Raw genomic sequence first — 19608 nt, forward strand, 5'->3', positions numbered from 1 at the left:
TCCCTCGAGCCCCAAGTTTCTCGGGTGACCCGATAAACCCCGGGTGAGCATGAGTCAGGGACTCGTGCTCACCCGGGGTTTGTCTTGCTGAGCAGGCGCGGACCGGTCCGCTGTGGTGCGATGGGACGGAGCGAAGGGGGAGTCATGGGCATACCGGTCGCGTCACGTGTCGTGGGGTGCCTGGCTGCCGTGACGGTGGTCGGCGGGTGCGGCGAGGGAGTGCCGGCCAGTCCCGGAGGGTCCTCGACCTCGACGCCACAGCCGAGCAGCACGTCGGGCGCGACGCCGGGCCCGACCTCGGACCTCGTCGCTCCCCACGACGAGGAGAACGCCGCTGCCACCCGCCGGCAGGACCCGTCACCGAGCGACTCGAGCTCTGCCCGCGCCGCCCTGCCCACGGTGCGCTCAGCCCTGGAGACCCAGCGCCGCCGCGGCGAGATCGGTGTCGACGAGACGCGGGCGACCGTGCTCGGCCTCGGCTACGGCGAGGACGACGTCGAGGTCATCGACATCCAGGAGCACCTCGGCGACCCGGCGGCGACCCCGGGCGTGCTCGTCGGAGTCGTCACCGGCCCGCGCACCTGCCTCGTCGGTGCCGTCACGAAGCGGCGCGTCACCCTCGAGGTCGACGGGACCGGGCCGCCCGGCGAGTACCGCTGCGTCGCCCCGATCACCCACTGACCCGGGTCAGGACGCGTCGCAGCCGCTGAGGTCGTCGGGAGCGCCGGCCAGGGCGCCGCCCGATCCGTGGGCAGCGGCGTCGCACTCGCTGCGCACGTGCGTGCGCAGCTGCTCGCCGATCTCGCTGAGCGCGGTGATCTGCGAGGCGTCCAAGGGGTCGAGCACGAGGTGGCGCACGGCGTCGACGTGGCCCGGGGCTGCGGCGACCACCGTCGACCACCCGACCTCCGTGAGGATCGCGAGGGTGTAGCGCCCGTCCGCGGGGTCGGGCTCGCGCCGCACGAGGCCGCGGTGCTCGAGGCGCTTGACGACGTTCGACAGGCGCGACTGCGAGCCCCCGGTCATGTCCGCGAGCTCACCCATGCGCAGGGTCCGCTCCGGCGCCATCGACAGCCGGCTGACGACGAGGTACTCGAAGAGGTTGATGCCTGCGTCGCGCTGCAGCTGCGCGTCCAGCGCGCCCGGCAGCTGCAGGACGAGCCGGGCGACCGCGATCCAGGCGCGCTGCTCCTCCTCGGACAGCCAGCGCGGGGCCTCCGGGTCGGCGGGCGGCGGGGCGACGGGCATGGCGACACCTTACGACGTGGACCCCACTTGACTTCAAGCATGAAGTAACGAACGATGGTTTCAACCTTGAACCACTGATATCGGAGGACCGCATGACCCTGTTCCGCCTGGACGCCAGCATCCGCACGGACGGCTCGGCGAGCCGAGAGATCGCCGACGTCGTCGAGTCCGAGTGGCTCGCAGCCCACCCCGGCGACACGGTCGAGCGCCGGCACATCGGTGTCGACGTCCTGCCCGCCGACGCCTGGGGCCACGCGGTCGCCGCGAGCCAGACCCCCGAGGCGGAGCGCACCGAGGAGCAGCGGACCGCGGCGGCGCTCGCCGCGCAGCTCGTCGACGAGCTCGTCGCCGCCGACGCGGTCCTGCTGGCCGTCCCGCTGTACAACTACGGCGTCTCCCAGCACGTCAAGACGTGGGTCGACCTCATCATCTCGGACCCGCGTGCCGCGGCCGGCGCACCGCCCTTCCTCGCCGGCACGAAGGTCGTCCTGTGCACCGTGCGGGGCGGTGCCTACGGCGCGGGCACCCCGCGCGAGGGCTGGGACCACGCGACCTCCTACCTGCGTCGCATCGTCGCCGACGTCTGGGGCGCCGACCTCACCGTCGTCGAGCGTGAGCTCACCCTCGTCGGGGCCAACCCCGCTCTCGACGACTTCACCGATCTCGCCGCCGAGATGCACCAGGGCGCCCTCGCCTCGGCCCGCGAGGCCGGCCGAGCGCTGTCCGTCGCGCAGGCCGCCTGAGACTCCCCCTTCGCCGGCTGCCGAGGACGGGGCCGGGTCGACCGGCCCCGTCCTGTGGGGAGGGAAGGCGGCGAAGGGGGTCAGGCCAGGGCGCTGCCGAGCGTCCACCCGAGGACGACGACGAGCAGGCAGCCGATCAGGCTCACCGCGAGGTTGACCACCGCGACCCGGGCGCGGCCGGCGCGCAGCGCTGCCGCGACCTCGACCGCGTGGCTGCTGAAGGTCGTGAAGGCGCCGCACCAGCCGGCGCCGACGAGCGCCAGCACCCATCCCGGGCCGCCGGATGCGACGACCGCGGCGACGAGCCCGAGGACGAAGGACCCGACGACGTTGACGAGCACCGTGCCCCCGGTGGGTGTCGCCCCGAGCGCCCGCCGCGCCCACCCGACGACGAGATGACGCGAGGTCGCCCCGGCGGCACCTCCGAGGGCGACGAGCACGAGGTCGACCCCGCTCACAGCTCGTCCTCCTCGACGACCGACCCGGCATGGGTGTCGTCACCGCCGAACCACCCGTGTCCGAGCGCGAGGCCCGCCACCGCGGCACCGACGCCGAGCACGAGCGTCAGCACGACGTAGAGGAGCGCCTCGCCCGCGCGGCCGTCGGCGAGCGTCGTGCGCACGTCGAGGACGAGGGTGGAGTAGGTGGTCCACCCGCCGAGCAGGCCGACCGCGGCGAAGGGGCGCACGAGCGGGTGCGTGGAGCGGCGGGTCTCGAGCCACGCGACGAGCAGCCCCATGGCGAGCGCTCCGCTGAGGTTGACGACGAGGGCCGCCCAGGCCAGCCCACCGGCAGCGCCGGGCAGGGCGAGGCTCACGAGCCACCGCCCGGCCGACCCGAGAGCACCGCCGAGCGCGACGGCGCCGATCTCGGCGCGCGGGGATGCCACGGCGGACGAGGCGGGTGCGTCGGGGGTCGCCCCCTTCGTGCTCACGCCCGCATCGACTCGAGGAAGTCGCCGATCCGCCCGATGGCCTCGGTGAGCAGCTCCTCGTCGGGCAGGCAGACGACGCGGAAGTGGTCGGGCTCGAACCAGTTGAAGCCGGTGCCGTGGGTGACGAGGATCTTCTTGGCCCGCAGCAGGTCGATGACGAAGGCCTCGTCGTCGGCGACCGGGTAGACCTCCGGGTCGAGCCGGGGGAAGCAGTACAGGGCACCGCGCGGCTCGACGCAGCTGACGCCGGGGATGTCGTTGAGCAGCCTCGAGGCGAGCTTGGCCTGCTCGTAGAAGCGCCCGCCCGGCTCGACGAGCTCGGTGATCGACTGGTAGCCGCCGAGCGCGGTCTGGATCGCGTGCTGCGCGGGGACGTTGGCGCACATGCGCATGTTCGCCAGCAGGGTGAGCCCCTCGAGGAAGTCCTCGGCGAGGTGCTTCGGGCCCGAGATCATCACCCAGCCCGCGCGGTAGCCGCACACCCGGTAGGCCTTGGAGAGCCCGGAGAAGGTGAGGCACAGGACGTCGTCGCCGGCGAAGGACGCGGCGTGGTGGTGGACCGCGTCGTCGAAGATGATCTTCTCGTAGATCTCGTCGGCCATGACGACGAGGTCGTGGCGCCGGGCGATGTCGACGAGCCCCCGGACGGTCGCCTCGCTGTAGACGGCGCCGGTCGGGTTGTTGGGGTTGATGATGACGATCGCGTGGGTGCGCTCGGTGATCTTGGCCTCGATGTCCGCGAGGTCGGGGTCCCACCCGTTGCTCTCGTCGCAGCGGTAGTGCACGGGGGTACCGCCGGCCAGCGCGACGGCGCCGGTCCACAGGGGGTAGTCGGGGGCGGGCACGAGGATCTCGTTGCCGTCGTCGACGAAGGCCTGGAGCACCATCGAGATGAGCTCGGAGACGCCGTTGCCGATGTAGACGTCCTCGACGGTCGTCTCCCGCAGGCCACGCGACTGGTAGTACTGCGCGACGGCCGTGCGCGCCGAGTAGATGCCCTTGCTGTCGACGTAGCCCTGCGCGTCGGGCAGGTGCCGGGTCATGTCGGCGACGATCGCCTCCGGCGCCTCGAAGCCGAAGGGGGCCGTGTTGCCGATGTTGAGCTTGAGCACCTTGTGGCCCTCGGCCTCGAGCCGCTGGGCCTCGGCGAGGATCGGTCCCCGGACGTCGTAGCGGACGTGCTGCAGCTTGAGGGACTGGCGGATCGGGCGCATGCCCGCATCCTCGCAGGGCCCCCGCCGGCGCCGCGCCCGGGTTTCGTCCTTTGGCGCGTCGCGGGCAGGGGCCTCGAAGGCGTCGTCCTGAGGTGCGACCCAGGAGCCTCGAAGGGGGGAGCCTCAGCGCCCTGTCGAGGTGCAGATGCAGGAGCGGTTGCCGTCGGTGTCCTCGACGACCCAGAAGGAGGGGGCGGCCGCGTCGCTGACGAGCCGACCACCCGCGTCGAGCACGGCCTGGAGCCGGCGCTCGACGTCGTCGTGGGGGACCCACACGTCGAGGTGCCACCGCTGCTCGACGGGCGGCGGCGGCAGGGTCGGGTCGCCGGGGTCGGCGTCGCCCGGGGTCTGCCACCAGATCGTCGGCACCTGGCCGCTGGGGTCGACCGGCTCGCCGTCCTTGAGGTCGCTGCCGAGCAGCGCTGCGTAGTAGGCGCCGTGCGTGCTGCCGTCGTCGGTGTCGAGACCGATGTCGAGCTGGGTGAGGCCGGCGACGTCCGCGGTGACACCGAGCTCGCGGGCGACGGCGGAGATCTCGCGGGCGAGGTCGATGTCGCGGCTGGTGATGCCGTCGACGTCGTGGCTCGACATCGAGATGACCACCTCGGGGTAGGTGAGGGTGATGTCGGGGTGGTGGTCGGCTGCCTCGGCGAGGGCTCCGACCCGGTCGACGAGGGCGAGGCCGGTGGCGAAGTCGCCGGTGCGGTAGCGAGCCCGGATCACCCCCAGGAGCTGGCGCCAGTCGTCGAGGCCGGACTCGACGACCTCCGCGGTGGACAGGGTCTGCTTCGGGTCGCTCATGACGTGATCCTCGCCTGCCCGGCGGCGGTCGTCCAGGGCAGGCGGGGGCCTGCTCGCCGCTAGAGTCGTCGCGACGGCCGCCGGGGTCGTCATCAGCGTCTGCCGGAGGTCCCTGTGGCTGTCGATGTCCTGCTCGCCCTCATCGGTGTCGTGTGCGTGCTCGTCGTCATCGCGGCCGCCGTCGTCGCCTTCGTGCTCATGCGCCGCTCGAAGCAGCAGGAGAGCGCGATCCCCTCGTACGACGCGATCCGTCAGGCGGCCGCCGAGCAGACGCCCGGTGCGCACACCCGATCGAGCGGCACCGCGCCCTACGTCGCGCCCCACGAGAGCACCTCGCTCTCCGGGGACTGGGAGGGCTCGCAGGAGAGCACCCCGACGCACGACGAGACATCGGCAGAGCCGACGACGCAGGTCTTCGAGACGGCGGGCACGGATCCGTCGACAACCGCCGAGCCGTCGACGAGCACCGAGCCGACGAGCGGCGCGGATGCGGCCGACGTGGAGTCGCAGGCGCCGACCGTGCACGCGCCGAGCGACGACGTCGAGCAGACGGTGCGCATCTCGCGCAGCTCGCCCCGACCGGTCGAGGACCTCAGCTCCTCGGCGGGCACCACCTCGAGCACCCCGCCGCCCCCTTCGCCCGCGGCGACCCCGTCGCCCGCACCTGCCCCCGAACCCACCCCCGCCCCCGAGCCGGTCGCGCACCCGTCGGCCCCCGACCCGGTCGAGCCGCCGCCGGCCCCCACGCCGGCCGTCACCGACGACCCGGGCCACACGTACTGGGACGACGAGGAGGTCGAGCGCGAGCGGCGGGCCGAGTCGCTCGCCGACGACGACACCACCCCGCCGGCCCGCGCCGTCGTCGACGGCGGCTACGGGTGGGGCTCGGCCGCCCCCTTCGCCGACGGCTCGATGCCCCCGGGGCACCCGGTCAAGGGGCACCGCGAGTGGATGCAGTACCACGAGCCCGGCAGCCCCTGGTACGACGAGACGACGGTCGACGTGTGGTTCGCCGACGCCGCGACGGCCGAGCGGGCGGGCTTCCACCGGGCGTGAGCCTCGCAGTGGCCGACCGCGTCTCACGATGTGAGGCGCCGAGGGCGGCGCGTCTATCGGTGCGGTCACAAAGTCGGGCGTCGTCGACGGCGAGGCAATAGGTTCGGGCCAGCCGAGGGCGCCCGCGTGCGCCCTGCCCCCAGCGCTTCGCGAAGGATCGCCGATGCAGGTTGGAGTACCCGCCGAGTCCAGGACCGGGGAGACCCGGGTGGCCGCGACACCGAAGACCGTGGGGCAGGTCGTCGCCCTCGGCTACGACGTCGTCGTCGAGAGCGGGGCCGGTGCCCGGTCCTCGTACCCCGACGAGGCGTACGCCGAGGCGGGCGCGCAGATCGGCACCGCCGCCCAGGCCTGGGCCGCCGACGTCGTCGTGCACGTCAACGCGCCCACCGAGGCCGAGCTGGCGATGATGCGGCCCGGGGCCACCCTCGCGAGCCTCCTCGCCCCGGCGATCGACCCCGCGGCCGTCGAGCGGGTCACCCGGGCCGGGATCACCGCGCTCGCGATGGACGCGGTCCCGCGCATCTCGCGCGCGCAGTCGCTCGACGTCCTGTCCTCGATGGCCAACATCGCCGGGTATCGCGCCGTCATCGAGGCCGCGGGCGAGTACGGCGGCCTCTTCACCGGTCAGGTGACGGCCGCGGGCAAGATGCCCCCGGCGAAGGTCCTCGTCTGCGGGGCGGGCGTCGCCGGGCTCGCCGCGATCGGCACCGCGGGCAGCCTCGGCGCGATCGTGCGCGCCTTCGACGTGCGGCCCGAGGTCGCCGAGCAGGTCGAGTCGATGGGCGCGGACTTCCTCACCGTCGACGTCGTCACCGAGCGCTCGAGCGACGGCTACGCGAAGGAGGCCGGCGAGGACTTCGACCGGGCGGCCGCGGCGCTCTACCTCGAGCAGGCACGCGACGTCGACATCATCATCACGACCGCGCTCATCCCCGGACGCCCCGCGCCCCGGCTCATCACCGCCGCGATGCTCGACGCGATGCGGCCGGGCTCGGTCGTCGTCGACATGGCCGCGAGCAACGGCGGCAACGTCGAGGGCTCGGTGCCCGACGAGATGGTCGTCACCGACCACGGGGTGAAGATCATCGGCTACACCGATCTCGCCGGCCGCCTGCCCACCCAGGCCAGCCAGCTCTACGGGACGAACGTCGTCAACCTGCTCAAGCTGCTGACCCCCGGCAAGGACGGGCAGCTCGTCCTGGACCTCGACGACGTCGTCGTGCGCGGCATGACCGTCGCGCGCGACGGCGAGACGCTGTGGCCCCCGCCGCCGGTGCAGGTCTCGGCCGCCCCGGCCCCACCCCCTTCGGCCGAGGTGGCCCCACCACCGCCGCCGAAGGAGCCGATGAGCCCGACGACCCGGCTCGCGCTCGGCGGGGCGGGCGCCCTGCTCTTCCTCCTCGTCGCCGCGGTGAGCCCGGCGCCCTTCCTCGGGCACTTCATGGTCTTCATGCTCGCGGTCGTCGTCGGCTTCTACGTCATCGGCCACGTCCACCACGCGCTGCACACGCCGCTCATGTCGGTGACCAACGCGATCAGCGGGATCATCGTCGTCGGTGCGCTCCTGCAGGTCGGGCACGACGGCGGGGTGGCCGTCTCGGCGCTCGCCTTCGTCGCCATCCTCCTCGCGAGCATCAACGTCTTCGGCGGCTTCACGGTCACCGCGCGGATGCTCCAGATGTTCCGGAAGGGTGACGCCTGATGTCGATCCCGCTCACCCTCGTCCAGGGCGCCTACATCGTCGCCGGGCTGCTCTTCATCCTCGCGCTGTCCGGTCTGAGCAAGCACGAGACCGCCCGCTCGGGCAACCGCTTCGGCGTCGCCGGCATGGCGATCGCGCTCGTCGTCACCGTCCTCGCCGCGACCGTCGGCACCTCCGTCGGCGGTCTCGAGGTCGACGACGGCGCCGGCCTGGCCGGCTTCGTCCTCATCGCGCTCGCGATGGGCGTCGGGGGAGCGATCGGCGTCGCCCGGGCCCGCCGGGTCGAGATGACCGGCATGCCCGAGCTCATCGCCCTGCTCCACTCCTTCGTCGGTCTCGCCGCCGTCCTCGTCGGGTGGAACTCCGCCTACGAGGCGAGCGCGAACCCCAAGATCCACGACGGCGAGGTCGCGGTCGGCGTCTTCATCGGTGCCGTGACCTTCACCGGCTCGGTCGTCGCCTACCTCAAGCTCTCGGGGCGGATGAAGAGCTCGCCGCTCGTGCTGCCCGCGCGGCACGTGCTCAACCTCGGGGTGCTCGTCGCATTCGTGCTGCTCACGGTGCTCTACGTCGTCGTCCCGCACGACGAGGACGCGCTGCGCCAGAGCATCCTCGGCGTCATCACCCTGCTCGCCCTCGGTCTCGGCTGGCACCTCGTCGCCTCGATCGGCGGCGGCGACATGCCCGTCGTCGTCTCGATGCTCAACAGCTACTCGGGGTGGGCGGCGGCCGCGGCCGGCTTCCTGCTCGGCAACGACCTGCTCATCATCACCGGTGCGCTCGTCGGCAGCTCGGGTGCGTACCTCAGCTACATCATGTGCCGGGCGATGAACCGCTCCTTCATCTCCGTCATCGCCGGGGGCTTCGGCTCCGACGGCGCGGTGACGGGGGAGGAGCGCGACTACGGCGAGCACCGCGAGATCACCGCCGAGGGGGTGGCCGAGCTGCTCTCGGACGCGTCGTCGGTCGTCATCGCGCCCGGGTACGGCATGGCGGTGGCCCAGGCGCAGTACCCCGTCGCCGACCTCACCGCGCGGCTGCGGGCGAAGGGGGTGGACGTCCGCTTCGGGATCCACCCGGTGGCCGGCCGTCTGCCGGGGCACATGAACGTCCTGCTCGCCGAGGCGAAGGTGCCCTACGACGTCGTGCTCGAGATGGACGAGATCAACGACGACTTCCCGCAGACCGACGTCGTCCTCGTCATCGGCGCCAACGACACGGTCAACCCGGCCGCGGCGGAGGACCCGACGAGCCCGATCGCCGGCATGCCGGTGCTCGAGGTGTGGAACGCCGCGGACGTCGTCGTCTTCAAGCGCTCCATGGCGACGGGGTACGCGGGGGTGCAGAACCCGCTCTTCTTCCGCGAGAACACCCAGATGCTCTTCGGGGACGCGAAGGACCGGGTCTCCGACATCCTCAAGGCCCTCTGACCCCCTTCGCCCCGTCCCAGCTTTCCCGCCCAGGGCGGGAAAGCTCGACCTCGGGCAAGAACATGTCCTTCCCAGAGTCGAAGGTTCTTGCCCGAGGTCAGGCGGGGCGGACGTCCTGGCGTGCTCGGCGCACCATGGCGGCGACCTTGCCGGGGACCCGCAGGTCCGCCCACGTCACCCGGACGACGACGTAGCCGAGCCGGCGCAGCGCGTCCTCGCGCTTCTTCTCCCGCCACAGCACCGAGGGGTCGCCGTCGGCGTACTTGATGCGGCCGTCGAACTCGACGACCACCCAGTCGTCGACGAGCAGGTCGACCCGGGCGACGAGCTCGCCGTCCTCGTCGCGGATCTCGACCTGCGGCACCGCCACGATCCCGGCGATGCTCAGCTGGCAGCGGGTCTGGCTCTCCCCGACGGACTCGGACCGAGCGTCGACGAGCGCCAGCATCGAGCGGACCCGGCCGGCGCGGGGCCACCGGCGGACGTCGTCCAGCGCAGCAGACAGCTGCTCGAGAGTGACCGCCCGGGAGTGCAGGGCGTGGTCCGCGCTGACGACCCCGGCGACCGGTCCGGAGTCCATCGCCACCTCGACGAGCGCCTGGGGGAGCGCGGTCGTCGGGCCGAGCGACGTCTCGACGACAGGGCCGGTGGAGCGTCGGAAGACGGCTCCCTTGACCCCGGTGCCGCGGTCCTTGGACCACCGCAGGACCGGCCGGCTGAGATCCGCACCAGACACGGCCGCGCCGTGCGCGAGGACCGCGCTGACGCCGGTGAGCGCGCCCTGGGGGTAGAGCAGCCGCAGCGCTGCGCACAGCCTCAGGTGCCGGCCCTCGGCGTCCTCGCCGGGTGGAGGCGGCAGCGTGTAGACGCCCCGGAAGGGGTGCTCCAGCTGCCGGTGGCCGGCGAGCTCGACGAGGTCGCTCGGGAGGAGGCCCAGGACACGGGCCTGGGCAGTGGTCAGGGCACCGCGCTGACCGTGGGCGAGGTCGACGACCTCGGCGGGGAGAGTGCGCATGCACGAGGGTCTGCTGCTCGCAGGCGTGCGATGCGGCGATGTCCCCGTCCTGTTGATAACCGCTCCGACAGCTCGTCGCCTGTGGACGGCATGCGAAGGGGGGACCGGTCCCCCTTCGGGCAAGAAGGTTCGACCTCGGGCAGGGACATTTCCTTCCCGAGGTCGAGCTTTCCCGCCCTGGGCGGGAAAGTGGGGGCAGGTGAGCATGTGCCATAGACAATGGTGTGTGACGCACACTATGATGTGACGCATGGACGACGAGCTGCTGGCGGGGCACGTGCAGGAGCTGCGGCGCGGCACGGTCGTCCTCGCGTGCCTGGCGGTCCTCGAGCAGCCCCGGTACGGATACGCCCTGCTCGAGACGCTCGACGCCGGAGGCTTCGCCGTCGACGGCAACACGCTCTACCCGCTGCTGCGGCGCCTGGAGAAGCACGGCCTGCTGACGAGCGAGTGGAACACCGACGAGGCCCGGCCGCGGAAGTTCTACCGCACGAGCCCGGCCGGCGCGCGGGTGCGCGCCCACCTGATGCAGGAGTGGCGGTCGCTCGACCGCGCGATCGACGCACTGGAGACGGAGACGCCATGAGTCCCAGCACCCTCACCGACCGCTACATCTGGACGGTCACCCGACAGCTGCCGCAGGAGAGCGGCCCCGACGTCGCCCGCGAGCTGCGCGTCACCCTCGAGGAGGCCGTCGAGGACCGCGTCGCCGCGGGCGAGGACCCGAGCGCCGCCGAGCGGGCTGCGGTCGCCGAGCTCGGCGACCCCGACGTCCTGGCCCGCGAGTACGGAGGCCGGCCCCAGCACCTCGTCGGCCCGGCCGTCTACGCCGACTACGTCCGTCTGCTCAAGGTGCTGCTCGCCGTCGTCCTGCCGTGCGTCGTCCTCGGGGTGCTCATCACCCAGTCGCTCGCGACCGACCGGGGCTTCGGCGACGTCCTCGGGCGCACGATCGGCGCGGTGCTGCAGACCGGTGTGCACCTCGTCTTCTGGACCACCCTCGTCTTCGTCATCATCGAGCGCAGCCGCAGCGAGTCCGAGCGCGACGCCCCGATCACGCCGTGGGACCCCGACCAGCTGCCCGGCGACGCGCCGTGGCGTGCGCCCCGCTTCGGCGAGATGGCCGCCGAGGTCAGCTTCAGCGCGGCGATGGTCGTCCTGCTCGTCTGGCAGCTCTCCGGGGTGGGGGAGCGAGGCGTGCAGGTGCTCGACCCGCAGCTGCCGCTCGTGTGGAAGCTCGTCCTCGTGGGCCTCTTCGTCCTCGACGCCGCCGTGTCGCTCGCCGCCTGGCGGGTCGGGCGCTGGACGCCCACCCTCGCGGCCGTCAACGTCCTCGCGAACGTCGTCTCCGCCGTGCTCCTCGTCTGGCTGCTGCTCAGCGACCAGCTGCTCACGGACCTGCCGACGGTCTTCGCCGAGCGCTTCGGCACCGACCTCGACTGGTCGGTGTCCTACCCCGCCGTGGCCGTCGGGATCGTCGTCATCTGCGGGTGGGACGCCGTCGCCTCGGTCCGCCGCGCCTGGCTCGTCCGCGACGGCTCGACGCGCAGCGGGGGCCGCCGGCCGTCGGCTCAGTAGGCGTCGGGGTCGTACGGCGGGAGCTCGCCGGTGTCGTCGTCGCGGGTGCGACGCACGAGGTCGGAGCTGCGGTAGATCGGCTCGTGGTGCGGCGCCGGGTGCGGCGCGGTGCCGACGTAGCGGCCGTCGACGACGCCGAGGCGGGTCGCGTAGTCCTGCGAGGTCTCCCAGGCCCGGTCGTCGCCCCCTTCGTCCTCGTCCTCCTCGCCCGGCACGACGCCGAAGACCACCGAGCAGATCGCCCGGTAGTTCTCGTCGGGGTCGGGGACGAAGGCGATCCGGGAGAGGGCCTGGTCCTGGCCGGCGCTCTCGAGGATGAAGGTGCCGTAGCCGAGGAGGCGCCCGACCAGGGAGCGCTCGTAGCCCATGTCGGTGACCTTCTTCAACGGCATCATCGAGACCTTGTGGTTGATCCACCCCTCGAAGAGCACGACGCGCTTGTCGGTCGCGACGACCCGAGTGTGCCGCCACTCGACCCACTGCCACAGCGCCCACAGGACGACGGCGAGCCAGACCAGCCACACGAAGGACAGCACCTGGCTGCCCGAGTCGGACGTCGAGACGTCGAGCCAGCCGGCGACCACGGTGGCCCCGACGACGGCGAGGGCAGGCTTGAGCAGGACGATCGCGTGGTGACGGATCTCCGCCACCGGGGTCTCGCCGGGGAGGAGATAGCGCCGCAGGCCCCGGTGGGCGACCTCCTCCATCGGGCTTACCTCGCGATCAGCGAGTCGAAGAAGCGGCCGATGTTCGTCACGCCGTTGCCGATGACGTCACCCGCGGTGCCGACGATGTCGGCAGCCTCGCTCGGCGAGGTGAGGATCGCGTAGATGAGGAAGATCGTGAGCAGCCAGAGCAGGATCTTCTTGATCGGTGGCGTGGACATGACTCTCTCTCCGCAGCAGGGGTCGACGACCAGGGGCCGGGCGTCGGCCTGAGGTCAGTGTGGCAGATGTGACTTCTGGGGCCGGTCGTCCGACACGCCGGGGCGAGGACCCACGGCGAAGGGGGATCAGACGACGCCGTAGAGGCGGTCGCCCGCGTCGCCGAGGCCGGGGACGATGTAGCCCTGCTCGTTGAGCCGCTCGTCGACCGCACCGGTGACGAGGGTGACGGGCACGTCGAGATCGGCGATCTGCTCGCCCAGGGCCTCGATGCCCTCGGGTGCGGCGAGGAGGGTGACGGCGGTGATGTCGTCGGCGCCGCGGTCGACGAGGTAGCGGATCGACATCGCGAGGGTGCCGCCGGTCGCGAGCATCGGGTCCAGGACGTAGCACTGGCGGCCCGAGAGGTCGTCGGGCAGGCGGTTGGCGTAGGTCTTTGCCTCGAAGGTCTGCTCGTCGCGCAGCATGCCGAGGAAGCCGACCTCGGCCGTCGGCAGCAGTCGCACCATGCCGTCGAGCATCCCCAGGCCGGCGCGCAGGATCGGCACGACGAGCGGCTTGGGGGAGGAGAGCTTGACGCCCTGGGTCGCCGAGACCGGGGTCTCGATGTCGAAGGGCTCGGTGCGCACCTCGCGCGTCGCCTCGTAGGCGAGGAGGGTGACGAGCTCGTCGGCCAGCCGGCGGAAGGTCGGGCTGTCCGTGTCTTTCTTGCGCAGGTAGGTCAGCTTGTGAGCGACCAGCGGGTGGTCGGCGGTCAGGACGCGCATGGCCCCGAACCTACCGCGCGAAGCCGCTCACGCCATCACGCCGGAAGCCCTTGAAGCGGGTGCCCTGGCGGGTCAGCTGCCCACGGTCGCCCTCGGCGAGCTGGGCGTAGTCCTTCGCCGAGATCGCGAGCTCGTCACGTCGGCCGTCGGGCAGCTCGAAGGTCGCGTGGTACCAGGTGGACGCCGAGGAGTCCCCGTGGCCGCCGCTCACGGAGGTGCGCTTGCCGGTGACGCGGGCGGTCAGCGTCTCGACCGGCGAGGCGTTGTTGCGGCTCCACTGCATCGAGCCCCGCACGACCGCGGTGAGGAGGATCCCGATGACGAGCACGAAGCCGAGGGCGATGATGACGACGACCGTCGTGGCGAAGGGGTCGTCGGGGAAGCTGTCGAGCATGGGTCCTCCTCGGGAGAGACTGTGGGCATGACGCGCTCGGCACATCCTGCCCGTCCCGGTCGCGATGCGGAGGCCGAGTGGATGCGTCGCGCGCTCGAGCTCGCCGCCGCCGCGGGGGAGCGTGGCGAGATCCCGGTCGGTGCTCTCGTCCTCGACCCCGAGGGCGCAGTCGTCGGCGAAGGGGGCAACACCCGCGAGGGCGAGGCGGACCCGACCGGCCACGCCGAGATGACCGCGCTGCGGCAGGCCGCACGCTCCCTTCGCACCTCGCGTCTGGACGGCTGCACCCTCGTCGTGACGCTCGAGCCGTGCCCCATGTGCGCGGGGGCCGGCGTCCTCGCGCGGGTGGACCGGGTCGTCCTCGGCGCATGGGACCCGAAGACCGGCGCGTGCGGCTCGGTGTGGGACGTCGTGCGCGACCGCCGCTCGCCGCACCGGGTCGAGGTCGTCGGTGGGGTGCTCGAGGAGGAGTGCTCGCGGCTGCTCGTCGACTTCTTCTCGCAGCGACGCTGATTTTTCGCTGCCGACGCCCCGTTGTAGAGTCACCGGCGGTGGCGTGTCCGAGCGGCCTAAGGAGCGCGCCTCGAAAGCGCGTGTGGGTTCACGCCCACCGTGGGTTCAAATCCCACCGCCACCGCCAGCATCGCCGAAGCCCGGTGGACCGTCACGGTCCACCGGGCTTCGTCGTGCAGGGGGAGAGCTGAGGCCTATGCTCCGCAGACATCCCCCCTCCTGATCGGAGCGACGATGTCGACCTCATGGCTCAGGCACCCTGACGGCACTCTGTGTCGAAGACGAGTCCTAGCAGTCGTCCTCGGGCTGGTCTTCCTCGGCGTGGTCGCCGCCGGGGCGGCGGGCTACGTCTCCGGCCCGCTCTACTGGGGGCTGTACGTCGCTCCCGTCGCGGTGCAGGTGGTGCTGCCCTCCTGCCGCAAGCACGGACCCGAGGCCGCCTAGGTCGCCTACGACGCCGACGAAGGGGGGGGGCGGGCGATCTCGTGAGCGGCGGCGGCCGCTCATCGCGACCAGGTGATGCGCTCGCGCCGCCTGTCGTCCATCGCACCACCTCGCCTCATCCGCGTCGGGCCTGACTCAACCGCGCACGACCCGGCGCACTACCGCGCCGGCGCCCAGGAGGAGCCCGCCGACGAGCACGAGCCCGCCGGCCGGGCTGCGGTCGAGCGAGCCGCCGTCGGTCTGGACCACGGCGGGCACACGGGGCGCCTCGTCGGCGGGGTCTGCGGTACCCGGCGCACCGTCGACGTCCACTGGGGTGACCGGCGGGGTCGGCTCTGACGTCGCGTTGTCGCAGAACTCGACATAGATCATCCCTTCCCCGAAGAAGAACTCCCCGGAGTCGAAGCCGTCGATGATCACCCCCAGCTCGCTGATCAGCTGCAGCTCCTGGTCGGTGATGACGTAGTCGTCCGGATCCGCGACTCGGCCGCCGAGTGCTCGGGGGAGCTTCTTCAAGGCGCTCTTGACGGACTTCTCCGTCAACCTGGTCCCCGTCGCAGAGCTCTCGCGCTCGCCCTCCTCGAGATCGCCGGTGAGCCACGGGCTCGCCGCGCGCGAGTCCACACCGAACCATTCGTACTCGCCCTCAACCATCGTGAGAGTCGACGTGGCTCCAGGCGCAAGGGTCTCCTCGATGTAACCCGTCGGCTCCCAGCTGGACCAGTCATTGAGCGTGACGGTTACCTCGCTGCTTGACGGGTTGGTGAGGGTCAGACTCTCGCACTCGTCGCTCCTCACCTCGACGGACGGCTGTTCCACCTGCGGGCAGCCGGCGGCGTCAACAGTCACCACAACCGTGGTGGGAGTGTCTGTCGCGAGCACGTAGCCCTCGTCCGCGGTCACATCGAGCGTCACGGATACCTCGTCATCCCAGATCGCGAAGGGGTCCTCTTCAGAACCGCTGGAGGCCAGGGCCACGAGCGCGCCGGGCAGCTCGACCCCCTCCGGGAGGATGACCCGCTCTCGCTCTGCGGTGAAGGAGTACGTCACGCCCTCCGTCTCCGGGATGAGGACAGTGTCCTGGCTGATACCGCAGGTCTGGTCCGAGACGACGGGTGTGGCCGCCGTGACGGGCACCGGGTCGGCGGCGTGGGCGGCGGCGACCGGCGCCCCGAGCGTCAGCCCCGAGAAGGCGATGAGCGTGGCGGCAGTTCGGGTACGCGAGGGCATGAGGAGGTCTCCGGAGGGACAGGCCGTGGCGGGCGAAGGGGGTGGCGGGGCTCAACCTAGACGGTCCAGGAGGATCTGACAGGCCGTCCTGAACTATTGCTCCGAATCGGTACCGACGCGGAGCCACCCCCGGTCCGACGACGGCGTCGCGGCCCGCCCGGCCGCCATGATGGACCCGTGATGACCCTGCGGCCCGACCTCCCCTCCGCCCTGCGACGGGCTGCCGCGGAGCAGCCCGCACCGGGGGTGGCGGGCTGGCTGACGGCACCGCCACTGAGGACCCACCACGTCGAGCGCGTCCAGCCGCTGCCGGCCGGCGCGGACGTCGACCGCTGCGCCGATGCCCTCATGTCCTGGGGGATGCACCGCGACGCCGGGCTCCAGGTCCTCGCCGACCGCGACGTCGAGCTCGGCGCCACGGTCGTCCTCGGTCTGCGGCTCGGCCCCGTCGTCGCCGTCTCGCCCTGCCGCGTCACCTCCTTCGTGCGTGAGGACGGCCGGGTCGGCTTCGAGTACACGACCCTGCCCGGCCACCCCGAGACCGGGGTCGAGCGCTTCGAGGTCGTGCGCGACGAGCACGGCGCACGCGTCGAGATCTCCGCCGTGAGCCGGCCCGCCTTTCTCGGGAGCCGGGTCGCCCCCTTCGTCTCCCGTCGGGTGCAGACCGCGATCACCGACCGCTACCTCGCGGCCGCGCTCGCGGCGGCCACCGGCCGGTAGGGCCGGGGAGGGCTCCCCTTCGCGCGGCCGGGGCCGCTCTGGTTGGGTGGGGCCATGCGCGCACGAGCCACCGGATCCCTCCTGGCCCTCGCCCTGACGACCGCGGCGCTCGCCGGCTGCCAGGTCGACACATGGTCGGAGAAGTGCACGACCGACACCCAGCTGCGCAGCTGCGAGATCTCCGTCTCGGGCAGCAAGTTCAACGACCTGCCCTTCCCCGTCTCCGGACCGGTTCTCGGCAGCGTCGGCGACCGCTTCCGGCTCGAGTCGGCCACCGAAGGGGGAGCCGCCACCTTCTCCGCCGGGGGCACCGAGGGCGGGACCTACACGTGCGAGCAGGGGCAGAGCGTCCCCGTCGGGGACAGCTCGGTCGAGTGCCGCGCCGTGGGCGACGGCTCGCTCGACTTCACCATCAGCCGCGTGCGCTGACCCCGGCGCTCTCAGCAGCGGCGGGCGACGGACAGCGGCTCGAGGTCCTCGAAGTCCTTGCCGACGACGACGTCGATGATCGAGCGCACGCGCTTGTCGCGGACCTTCTGCATCGCGCCGGCGTGCCGCCCGACGACCTTGACCTTCGGGGCGCCCTTGTCGCCGTAGCGGATGAGCCCGACCCCGCCGACGCGCCCGCCGTGGTAGTTCTCGATCTTGCGGATCTGGAAGCCGCGCTTGCGCAGGTCACGCGCGACCGATGCCGCGAGCCCGTCCCGGCCGGTGCCGTTGTAGACGTTGACGACGACGTCCTTCGGCTGGATCGCGCACACCGAGCTCGTCGACGCCGACGCGCCCGGCTGGCGACGGCCCTCCTCGTCGGCGCGGATGTAGCTCATCGCGTACCAGAAGGCGAAGAAGAGCAGGAGGAGCACGACGAGCACCGTGACGAAGGTGCGCCGTCCCTGCGACCGACCCCGGTCGGCCTCCTCGTAGTCCCCCCGCGCCATCGTCAGCCCTCGAGCTCCAGCACCCGTGCGTGGATTGTCGGACGCTGCTGCAGCGCGGCGCGCACCGCGCGATGGAGCCCGTCCTCGAGGAAGAGCCGGTCGCGCCAGGACACGACGTGCGGGAAGAGGTCGCCGTAGAAGGTCGAGTCCTCGGCGAGCAGGTTGTGCAGGTCCAGCGAGCTGCGCGTCGTCGTCAGCAGGTCCAGACGGATCATCCGCGGCGGGATCTGCGCCCAGTCGCGGGCGGAGTCGTACCCGTGGTCGGGGTACGGGCGCGAGTCGCCCACGGCCTTGAAGATCACGCCGCCACGATAGGGGTACGACCCGTCAGCGCCCACCCGGGGCGGGGCGCCGTGACCGACTCGTCACCACCCCTTCGCCCGCCGCCGTGTCCTACGCTCGGGCGGGTGACGACGACGCCGCTCCTCGACCAGATCCGCGCCGGCTACACCTTCGACGGGCCGGTGCTCGAGCTCGGTGCCGCCGTCGTCGACGGCGCAACCCATGCCGACACCCCCGTGCGCATCCCGCTGTCGGTGCTCAACCGTCACGGGCTGGTCGCGGGCGCGACCGGCACCGGCAAGACCAAGACGCTTCAGGTCATGGCCGAGCAGCTCGCGGCCCAGGGCGTCCCCGTCTTCCTCGCCGACATCAAGGGCGACCTCTCCGGTCTGGCGAGCCCGGGCGAAGGGGGGGAGAAGCTCACCTCGCGCGCGGCGGAGGTCGGGCAGACGTGGACCGCAGCGGGCTTCCCCACCGAGTTCCTCTCGCTCGGCGGCATGGGCAAGGGCATCCCCGTGCGCACGACGATCACGTCCTTCGGGCCGACGCTGCTCAGCAAGGTCCTCGGGCTCAACGACACCCAGGAGTCGAGCCTCGGCCTCGTCTTCCACTACGCGGACAAGCAGGGCCTGGCGCTGCTCGACCTCAAGGACCTGCGGGCGGTCATCACCCACCTCACGTCCGACGAGGGCAAGGAGGAGCTGAAGTCTCTCGGCGGCCTGTCGAAGGCCACGGCCGGGGTCATCCTGCGCAACCTCATCGCCTTCGAGGACCAGGGCGCCGACGTCTTCTTCGGCGAGCCCGAGCTCGACACGGCCGACCTCCTGCGGGTCGCGCCGGACGGCCGCGGGATGGTCACCTGCCTCGAGCTGCCCGCGGTGCAGGACCGCCCCCAGCTCTTCTCGACCTTCCTCATGTGGATGCTCGCCGACCTCTTCCACGACCTGCCCGAGGTCGGCGACGTCGACAAGCCCAAGCTCGTCTTCTTCTTCGACGAGGCGCACCTGCTCTTCGACGACGCGTCCAAGTCCTTCCTCGACGCGATCGAGCAGACGGTGCGGCTCATCCGCAGCAAGGGCGTCGGCGTATTCTTCGTCACCCAGAGCCCGAAGGACGTGCCCTCGGGCGTGCTCGCCCAGCTCGGCAACCGTGTGCAGCACGCGCTGCGCGCCTTCACGCCGGAGGACAGCAAGGCGCTCAAGGCCGCGGTCTCGACCTACCCCCACACCGAGTACGACCTCGCCGAGCTGCTGACGACGCTCGGCACCGGCGAGGCCGTCGTCACCGTGCTCTCCGAGCGGGGCGCTCCCACCCCCGTCGCGTGGACGAAGATGCGCGCGCCCGAGTCGCTCATGGCTCCCAGCGCCGAGGGCGTCGTCGACGGCGCGATCGCCGGCTCGGCCCTCGCCCCGAAGTACGCCGAGCCGGTCGACCGGGAGTCGGCCTACGAGCTGCTCGCCGCCCGCCTGACGAAGGCGCCGACCCCCGAGCAGGCGCCGGCGCCCGCTCCCACCCAGCCGCCGGCGCCGCAGGGCGCCCCGCCGGCACCCGCACCCCGGGGCCGGGCGCCCAAGGAGCAGCCCGGGGTGGTCGAGCAGGTCGTGCAGTCCTCGGCCTTCCGCTCCGCGCTGCGCTCGGCCGGCACCGTCATCGGGCGCGAGATCACCCGCTCCCTCTTCGGCACCTCGCGCCGACGACGCTGACGGCCGAGG

At 72.2% G+C, this 19608-nt stretch carries 25 protein-coding genes and 1 tRNA gene; 13 read left to right on the top strand and 13 right to left on the bottom strand.

Annotation, left to right across the window (positions count from 1 at the left end; genetic code table 11):
* Nucleotides 1-144: 144 nt before the first annotated feature.
* Entirely contained in the window at nt 145-681 is a 537-nt protein-coding gene (locus tag ABIB53_RS05395) for a hypothetical protein (RefSeq protein ID WP_354587422.1), read from the top strand.
* A 6-nt stretch (nt 682-687) separates the two neighbouring features.
* Here ABIB53_RS05395 and ABIB53_RS05400 read toward each other — a convergent pair whose 3' ends face one another.
* Nucleotides 688-1248 carry a MarR family winged helix-turn-helix transcriptional regulator gene (locus ABIB53_RS05400; RefSeq protein WP_354587424.1) on the bottom strand — a complete coding sequence of 187 codons (561 nt, stop codon included), beginning with the start codon at nt 1246-1248 and terminating at the stop codon, nt 688-690.
* A 92-nt stretch (nt 1249-1340) separates the two neighbouring features.
* On the opposite strand from ABIB53_RS05400, the gene ABIB53_RS05405 reads away from it, so the two are divergent.
* Nucleotides 1341-1991, top strand: a complete 651-nt coding sequence (locus tag ABIB53_RS05405) for an FMN-dependent NADH-azoreductase (protein ID WP_354587425.1) — start codon at nt 1341-1343, stop codon at nt 1989-1991.
* 80 nt (nt 1992-2071) lie between these two features.
* Here the strand turns inward: ABIB53_RS05405 and ABIB53_RS05410 are convergent, their stop codons facing one another.
* The 4 genes from ABIB53_RS05410 to ABIB53_RS05425 all read right to left on the bottom strand — a co-directional run bounded on the left by ABIB53_RS05410 (nt 2072) and on the right by ABIB53_RS05425 (nt 4940).
* Nucleotides 2072-2449 (bottom strand): fluoride efflux transporter FluC, encoded by a 378-nt coding sequence (locus tag ABIB53_RS05410; protein ID WP_251719923.1) that lies wholly within the window; start codon nt 2447-2449, stop codon nt 2072-2074.
* Nucleotides 2446-2925 (bottom strand): fluoride efflux transporter FluC, encoded by a 480-nt coding sequence (locus ABIB53_RS05415; protein ID WP_354587426.1) that lies wholly within the window; start codon nt 2923-2925, stop codon nt 2446-2448. Before ABIB53_RS05415 ends, ABIB53_RS05410 begins: the two co-directional genes overlap by 4 nt.
* On the bottom strand, nt 2922-4139 hold the full coding sequence (locus ABIB53_RS05420) for a pyridoxal phosphate-dependent aminotransferase (protein ID WP_191563748.1): 1218 nt from the start codon (nt 4137-4139) through the stop codon (nt 2922-2924). The genes ABIB53_RS05415 and ABIB53_RS05420 overlap by 4 nt, the downstream gene beginning before the upstream one ends.
* A gap of 123 nt (nt 4140-4262) precedes the next feature.
* Nucleotides 4263-4940 carry a 4a-hydroxytetrahydrobiopterin dehydratase gene (locus tag ABIB53_RS05425; protein WP_354587427.1) on the bottom strand — a complete coding sequence of 226 codons (678 nt, stop codon included), beginning with the start codon at nt 4938-4940 and terminating at the stop codon, nt 4263-4265.
* A gap of 114 nt (nt 4941-5054) precedes the next feature.
* Between ABIB53_RS05425 and ABIB53_RS05430 the strand changes: the two genes are divergently transcribed.
* The 3 genes from ABIB53_RS05430 (at nt 5055) to pntB (ending at nt 9131) form a co-directional block, all read left to right on the top strand.
* The gene (locus tag ABIB53_RS05430) at nt 5055-5996 is read left to right on the top strand and encodes a sunset domain-containing protein (protein ID WP_354587428.1); all 942 of its coding nucleotides are present in this window, start codon (nt 5055-5057) and stop codon (nt 5994-5996) included.
* Nucleotides 5997-6159: 163 nt separating this feature from the next.
* Nucleotides 6160-7701, top strand: a complete 1542-nt coding sequence (locus ABIB53_RS05435; protein WP_354587429.1) for a Re/Si-specific NAD(P)(+) transhydrogenase subunit alpha — start codon at nt 6160-6162, stop codon at nt 7699-7701.
* A complete protein-coding gene (gene pntB / locus ABIB53_RS05440; protein ID WP_354587430.1) occupies nt 7701-9131 on the top strand; it encodes a Re/Si-specific NAD(P)(+) transhydrogenase subunit beta in 1431 nt (476 codons plus the stop codon). The genes ABIB53_RS05435 and pntB overlap by 1 nt, the downstream gene beginning before the upstream one ends.
* Before the next feature lie 97 nt (nt 9132-9228).
* Here the strand turns inward: pntB and ABIB53_RS05445 are convergent, their stop codons facing one another.
* Nucleotides 9229-10146, bottom strand: coding sequence for a type IV toxin-antitoxin system AbiEi family antitoxin domain-containing protein (locus ABIB53_RS05445; protein ID WP_191564112.1), 918 nt, complete (start codon nt 10144-10146; stop codon nt 9229-9231).
* A gap of 250 nt (nt 10147-10396) precedes the next feature.
* Here ABIB53_RS05445 and ABIB53_RS05450 point away from each other — a divergent pair, with 250 nt between their 5' ends.
* Together ABIB53_RS05450 and ABIB53_RS05455 are read left to right on the top strand one after the other, a co-directional pair.
* On the top strand, nt 10397-10732 hold the full coding sequence (locus ABIB53_RS05450; RefSeq protein ID WP_191564113.1) for a PadR family transcriptional regulator: 336 nt from the start codon (nt 10397-10399) through the stop codon (nt 10730-10732).
* Entirely contained in the window at nt 10729-11724 is a 996-nt protein-coding gene (locus ABIB53_RS05455) for a permease prefix domain 1-containing protein (RefSeq protein ID WP_354587431.1), read from the top strand. Before ABIB53_RS05450 ends, ABIB53_RS05455 begins: the two co-directional genes overlap by 4 nt.
* Here ABIB53_RS05455 and ABIB53_RS05460 read toward each other — a convergent pair.
* The 4 genes from ABIB53_RS05460 to ABIB53_RS05475 form a co-directional block, all read right to left on the bottom strand.
* On the bottom strand, nt 11718-12431 hold the full coding sequence (locus ABIB53_RS05460) for a PH domain-containing protein (protein ID WP_354587432.1): 714 nt from the start codon (nt 12429-12431) through the stop codon (nt 11718-11720). The two genes, ABIB53_RS05455 and ABIB53_RS05460, sit on opposite strands and share 7 nt — an antisense overlap.
* Nucleotides 12432-12436: 5 nt before the next feature.
* Entirely contained in the window at nt 12437-12610 is a 174-nt protein-coding gene (locus ABIB53_RS05465) for a hypothetical protein (protein ID WP_191564115.1), read from the bottom strand.
* A 126-nt stretch (nt 12611-12736) separates the two neighbouring features.
* Nucleotides 12737-13375 carry a uracil phosphoribosyltransferase gene (upp, locus tag ABIB53_RS05470; RefSeq protein ID WP_354587433.1) on the bottom strand — a complete coding sequence of 213 codons (639 nt, stop codon included), beginning with the start codon at nt 13373-13375 and terminating at the stop codon, nt 12737-12739.
* A 10-nt stretch (nt 13376-13385) separates the two neighbouring features.
* Nucleotides 13386-13769: a DUF2500 domain-containing protein gene (locus tag ABIB53_RS05475; protein WP_354587434.1), complete on the bottom strand. Its 384-nt coding sequence runs from the start codon at nt 13767-13769 to the stop codon at nt 13386-13388.
* Between the two features lie 27 nt (nt 13770-13796).
* On the opposite strand from ABIB53_RS05475, the gene tadA reads away from it, so the two are divergent.
* The 3 genes from tadA (at nt 13797) to ABIB53_RS05490 (ending at nt 14726) form a co-directional block, all read left to right on the top strand.
* Nucleotides 13797-14282: a tRNA adenosine(34) deaminase TadA gene (gene tadA, locus ABIB53_RS05480; protein WP_354587435.1), complete on the top strand. Its 486-nt coding sequence runs from the start codon at nt 13797-13799 to the stop codon at nt 14280-14282.
* A 37-nt stretch (nt 14283-14319) separates the two neighbouring features.
* A tRNA-Ser gene (locus ABIB53_RS05485) sits at nt 14320-14409 on the top strand.
* A gap of 194 nt (nt 14410-14603) precedes the next feature.
* Complete coding sequence (locus ABIB53_RS05490) at nt 14604-14726, top strand: hypothetical protein (protein WP_354587436.1); 123 nt, start codon at nt 14604-14606, stop codon at nt 14724-14726.
* Between the two features lie 135 nt (nt 14727-14861).
* Here ABIB53_RS05490 and ABIB53_RS05495 read toward each other — a convergent pair whose 3' ends face one another.
* Nucleotides 14862-15956, bottom strand: a complete 1095-nt coding sequence (locus ABIB53_RS05495; RefSeq protein ID WP_354587437.1) for a hypothetical protein — start codon at nt 15954-15956, stop codon at nt 14862-14864.
* 180 nt (nt 15957-16136) lie between these two features.
* Here ABIB53_RS05495 and ABIB53_RS05500 point away from each other — a divergent pair, with 180 nt between their 5' ends.
* Together ABIB53_RS05500 and ABIB53_RS05505 are read left to right on the top strand one after the other, a co-directional pair.
* Nucleotides 16137-16676, top strand: a complete 540-nt coding sequence (locus tag ABIB53_RS05500) for a DUF1990 family protein (protein WP_354587438.1) — start codon at nt 16137-16139, stop codon at nt 16674-16676.
* Nucleotides 16677-16730: 54 nt separating this feature from the next.
* Complete coding sequence (locus ABIB53_RS05505; RefSeq protein ID WP_354587440.1) at nt 16731-17105, top strand: hypothetical protein; 375 nt, start codon at nt 16731-16733, stop codon at nt 17103-17105.
* A gap of 11 nt (nt 17106-17116) precedes the next feature.
* Here ABIB53_RS05505 and ABIB53_RS05510 read toward each other — a convergent pair whose 3' ends face one another.
* Entirely contained in the window at nt 17117-17614 is a 498-nt protein-coding gene (locus ABIB53_RS05510; protein ID WP_123091395.1) for a LytR C-terminal domain-containing protein, read from the bottom strand.
* Between the two features lie 2 nt (nt 17615-17616).
* Complete coding sequence (locus ABIB53_RS05515) at nt 17617-17916, bottom strand: type II toxin-antitoxin system VapB family antitoxin (RefSeq protein ID WP_068272770.1); 300 nt, start codon at nt 17914-17916, stop codon at nt 17617-17619.
* 105 nt (nt 17917-18021) lie between these two features.
* Here ABIB53_RS05515 and ABIB53_RS05520 point away from each other — a divergent pair, with 105 nt between their 5' ends.
* Nucleotides 18022-19599, top strand: a complete 1578-nt coding sequence (locus ABIB53_RS05520) for a helicase HerA-like domain-containing protein (protein WP_354587441.1) — start codon at nt 18022-18024, stop codon at nt 19597-19599.
* The last annotated feature ends 9 nt before the right edge of the window (nt 19600-19608 follow it).

The sequence above is a fragment of the Janibacter sp. UYMM211 genome, assembly GCF_040547045.1.
In the GTDB taxonomy this organism is placed as follows: domain Bacteria; phylum Actinomycetota; class Actinomycetes; order Actinomycetales; family Dermatophilaceae; genus Marihabitans; species Marihabitans melonis.

Excerpts from the sequence above, each read along its gene's own strand:
- ABIB53_RS05395 (WP_354587422.1), top strand. The coding sequence starts at position 145 with ATGGGCATACCGGTCGCGTCACGTGTCGTGGGGTGCCTGGCTGCCGTG.
- ABIB53_RS05400 (WP_354587424.1), bottom strand. The coding sequence starts at position 1,248 with ATGCCCGTCGCCCCGCCGCCCGCCGACCCGGAGGCCCCGCGCTGGCTG.
- ABIB53_RS05405 (WP_354587425.1), top strand. The coding sequence starts at position 1,341 with ATGACCCTGTTCCGCCTGGACGCCAGCATCCGCACGGACGGCTCGGCG.
- ABIB53_RS05420 (WP_191563748.1), bottom strand. The coding sequence starts at position 4,139 with ATGCGCCCGATCCGCCAGTCCCTCAAGCTGCAGCACGTCCGCTACGAC.
- ABIB53_RS05425 (WP_354587427.1), bottom strand. The coding sequence starts at position 4,940 with ATGAGCGACCCGAAGCAGACCCTGTCCACCGCGGAGGTCGTCGAGTCC.
- ABIB53_RS05435 (WP_354587429.1), top strand. The coding sequence starts at position 6,160 with ATGCAGGTTGGAGTACCCGCCGAGTCCAGGACCGGGGAGACCCGGGTG.
- pntB (WP_354587430.1), top strand. The coding sequence starts at position 7,701 with ATGTCGATCCCGCTCACCCTCGTCCAGGGCGCCTACATCGTCGCCGGG.
- ABIB53_RS05445 (WP_191564112.1), bottom strand. The coding sequence starts at position 10,146 with ATGCGCACTCTCCCCGCCGAGGTCGTCGACCTCGCCCACGGTCAGCGC.
- ABIB53_RS05450 (WP_191564113.1), top strand. The coding sequence starts at position 10,397 with ATGGACGACGAGCTGCTGGCGGGGCACGTGCAGGAGCTGCGGCGCGGC.
- ABIB53_RS05455 (WP_354587431.1), top strand. The coding sequence starts at position 10,729 with ATGAGTCCCAGCACCCTCACCGACCGCTACATCTGGACGGTCACCCGA.
- ABIB53_RS05460 (WP_354587432.1), bottom strand. The coding sequence starts at position 12,431 with ATGGAGGAGGTCGCCCACCGGGGCCTGCGGCGCTATCTCCTCCCCGGC.
- ABIB53_RS05465 (WP_191564115.1), bottom strand. The coding sequence starts at position 12,610 with ATGTCCACGCCACCGATCAAGAAGATCCTGCTCTGGCTGCTCACGATC.
- upp (WP_354587433.1), bottom strand. The coding sequence starts at position 13,375 with ATGCGCGTCCTGACCGCCGACCACCCGCTGGTCGCTCACAAGCTGACC.
- ABIB53_RS05475 (WP_354587434.1), bottom strand. The coding sequence starts at position 13,769 with ATGCTCGACAGCTTCCCCGACGACCCCTTCGCCACGACGGTCGTCGTC.
- tadA (WP_354587435.1), top strand. The coding sequence starts at position 13,797 with ATGACGCGCTCGGCACATCCTGCCCGTCCCGGTCGCGATGCGGAGGCC.
- ABIB53_RS05495 (WP_354587437.1), bottom strand. The coding sequence starts at position 15,956 with ATGCCCTCGCGTACCCGAACTGCCGCCACGCTCATCGCCTTCTCGGGG.
- ABIB53_RS05500 (WP_354587438.1), top strand. The coding sequence starts at position 16,137 with ATGACCCTGCGGCCCGACCTCCCCTCCGCCCTGCGACGGGCTGCCGCG.
- ABIB53_RS05505 (WP_354587440.1), top strand. The coding sequence starts at position 16,731 with ATGCGCGCACGAGCCACCGGATCCCTCCTGGCCCTCGCCCTGACGACC.
- ABIB53_RS05510 (WP_123091395.1), bottom strand. The coding sequence starts at position 17,614 with ATGGCGCGGGGGGACTACGAGGAGGCCGACCGGGGTCGGTCGCAGGGA.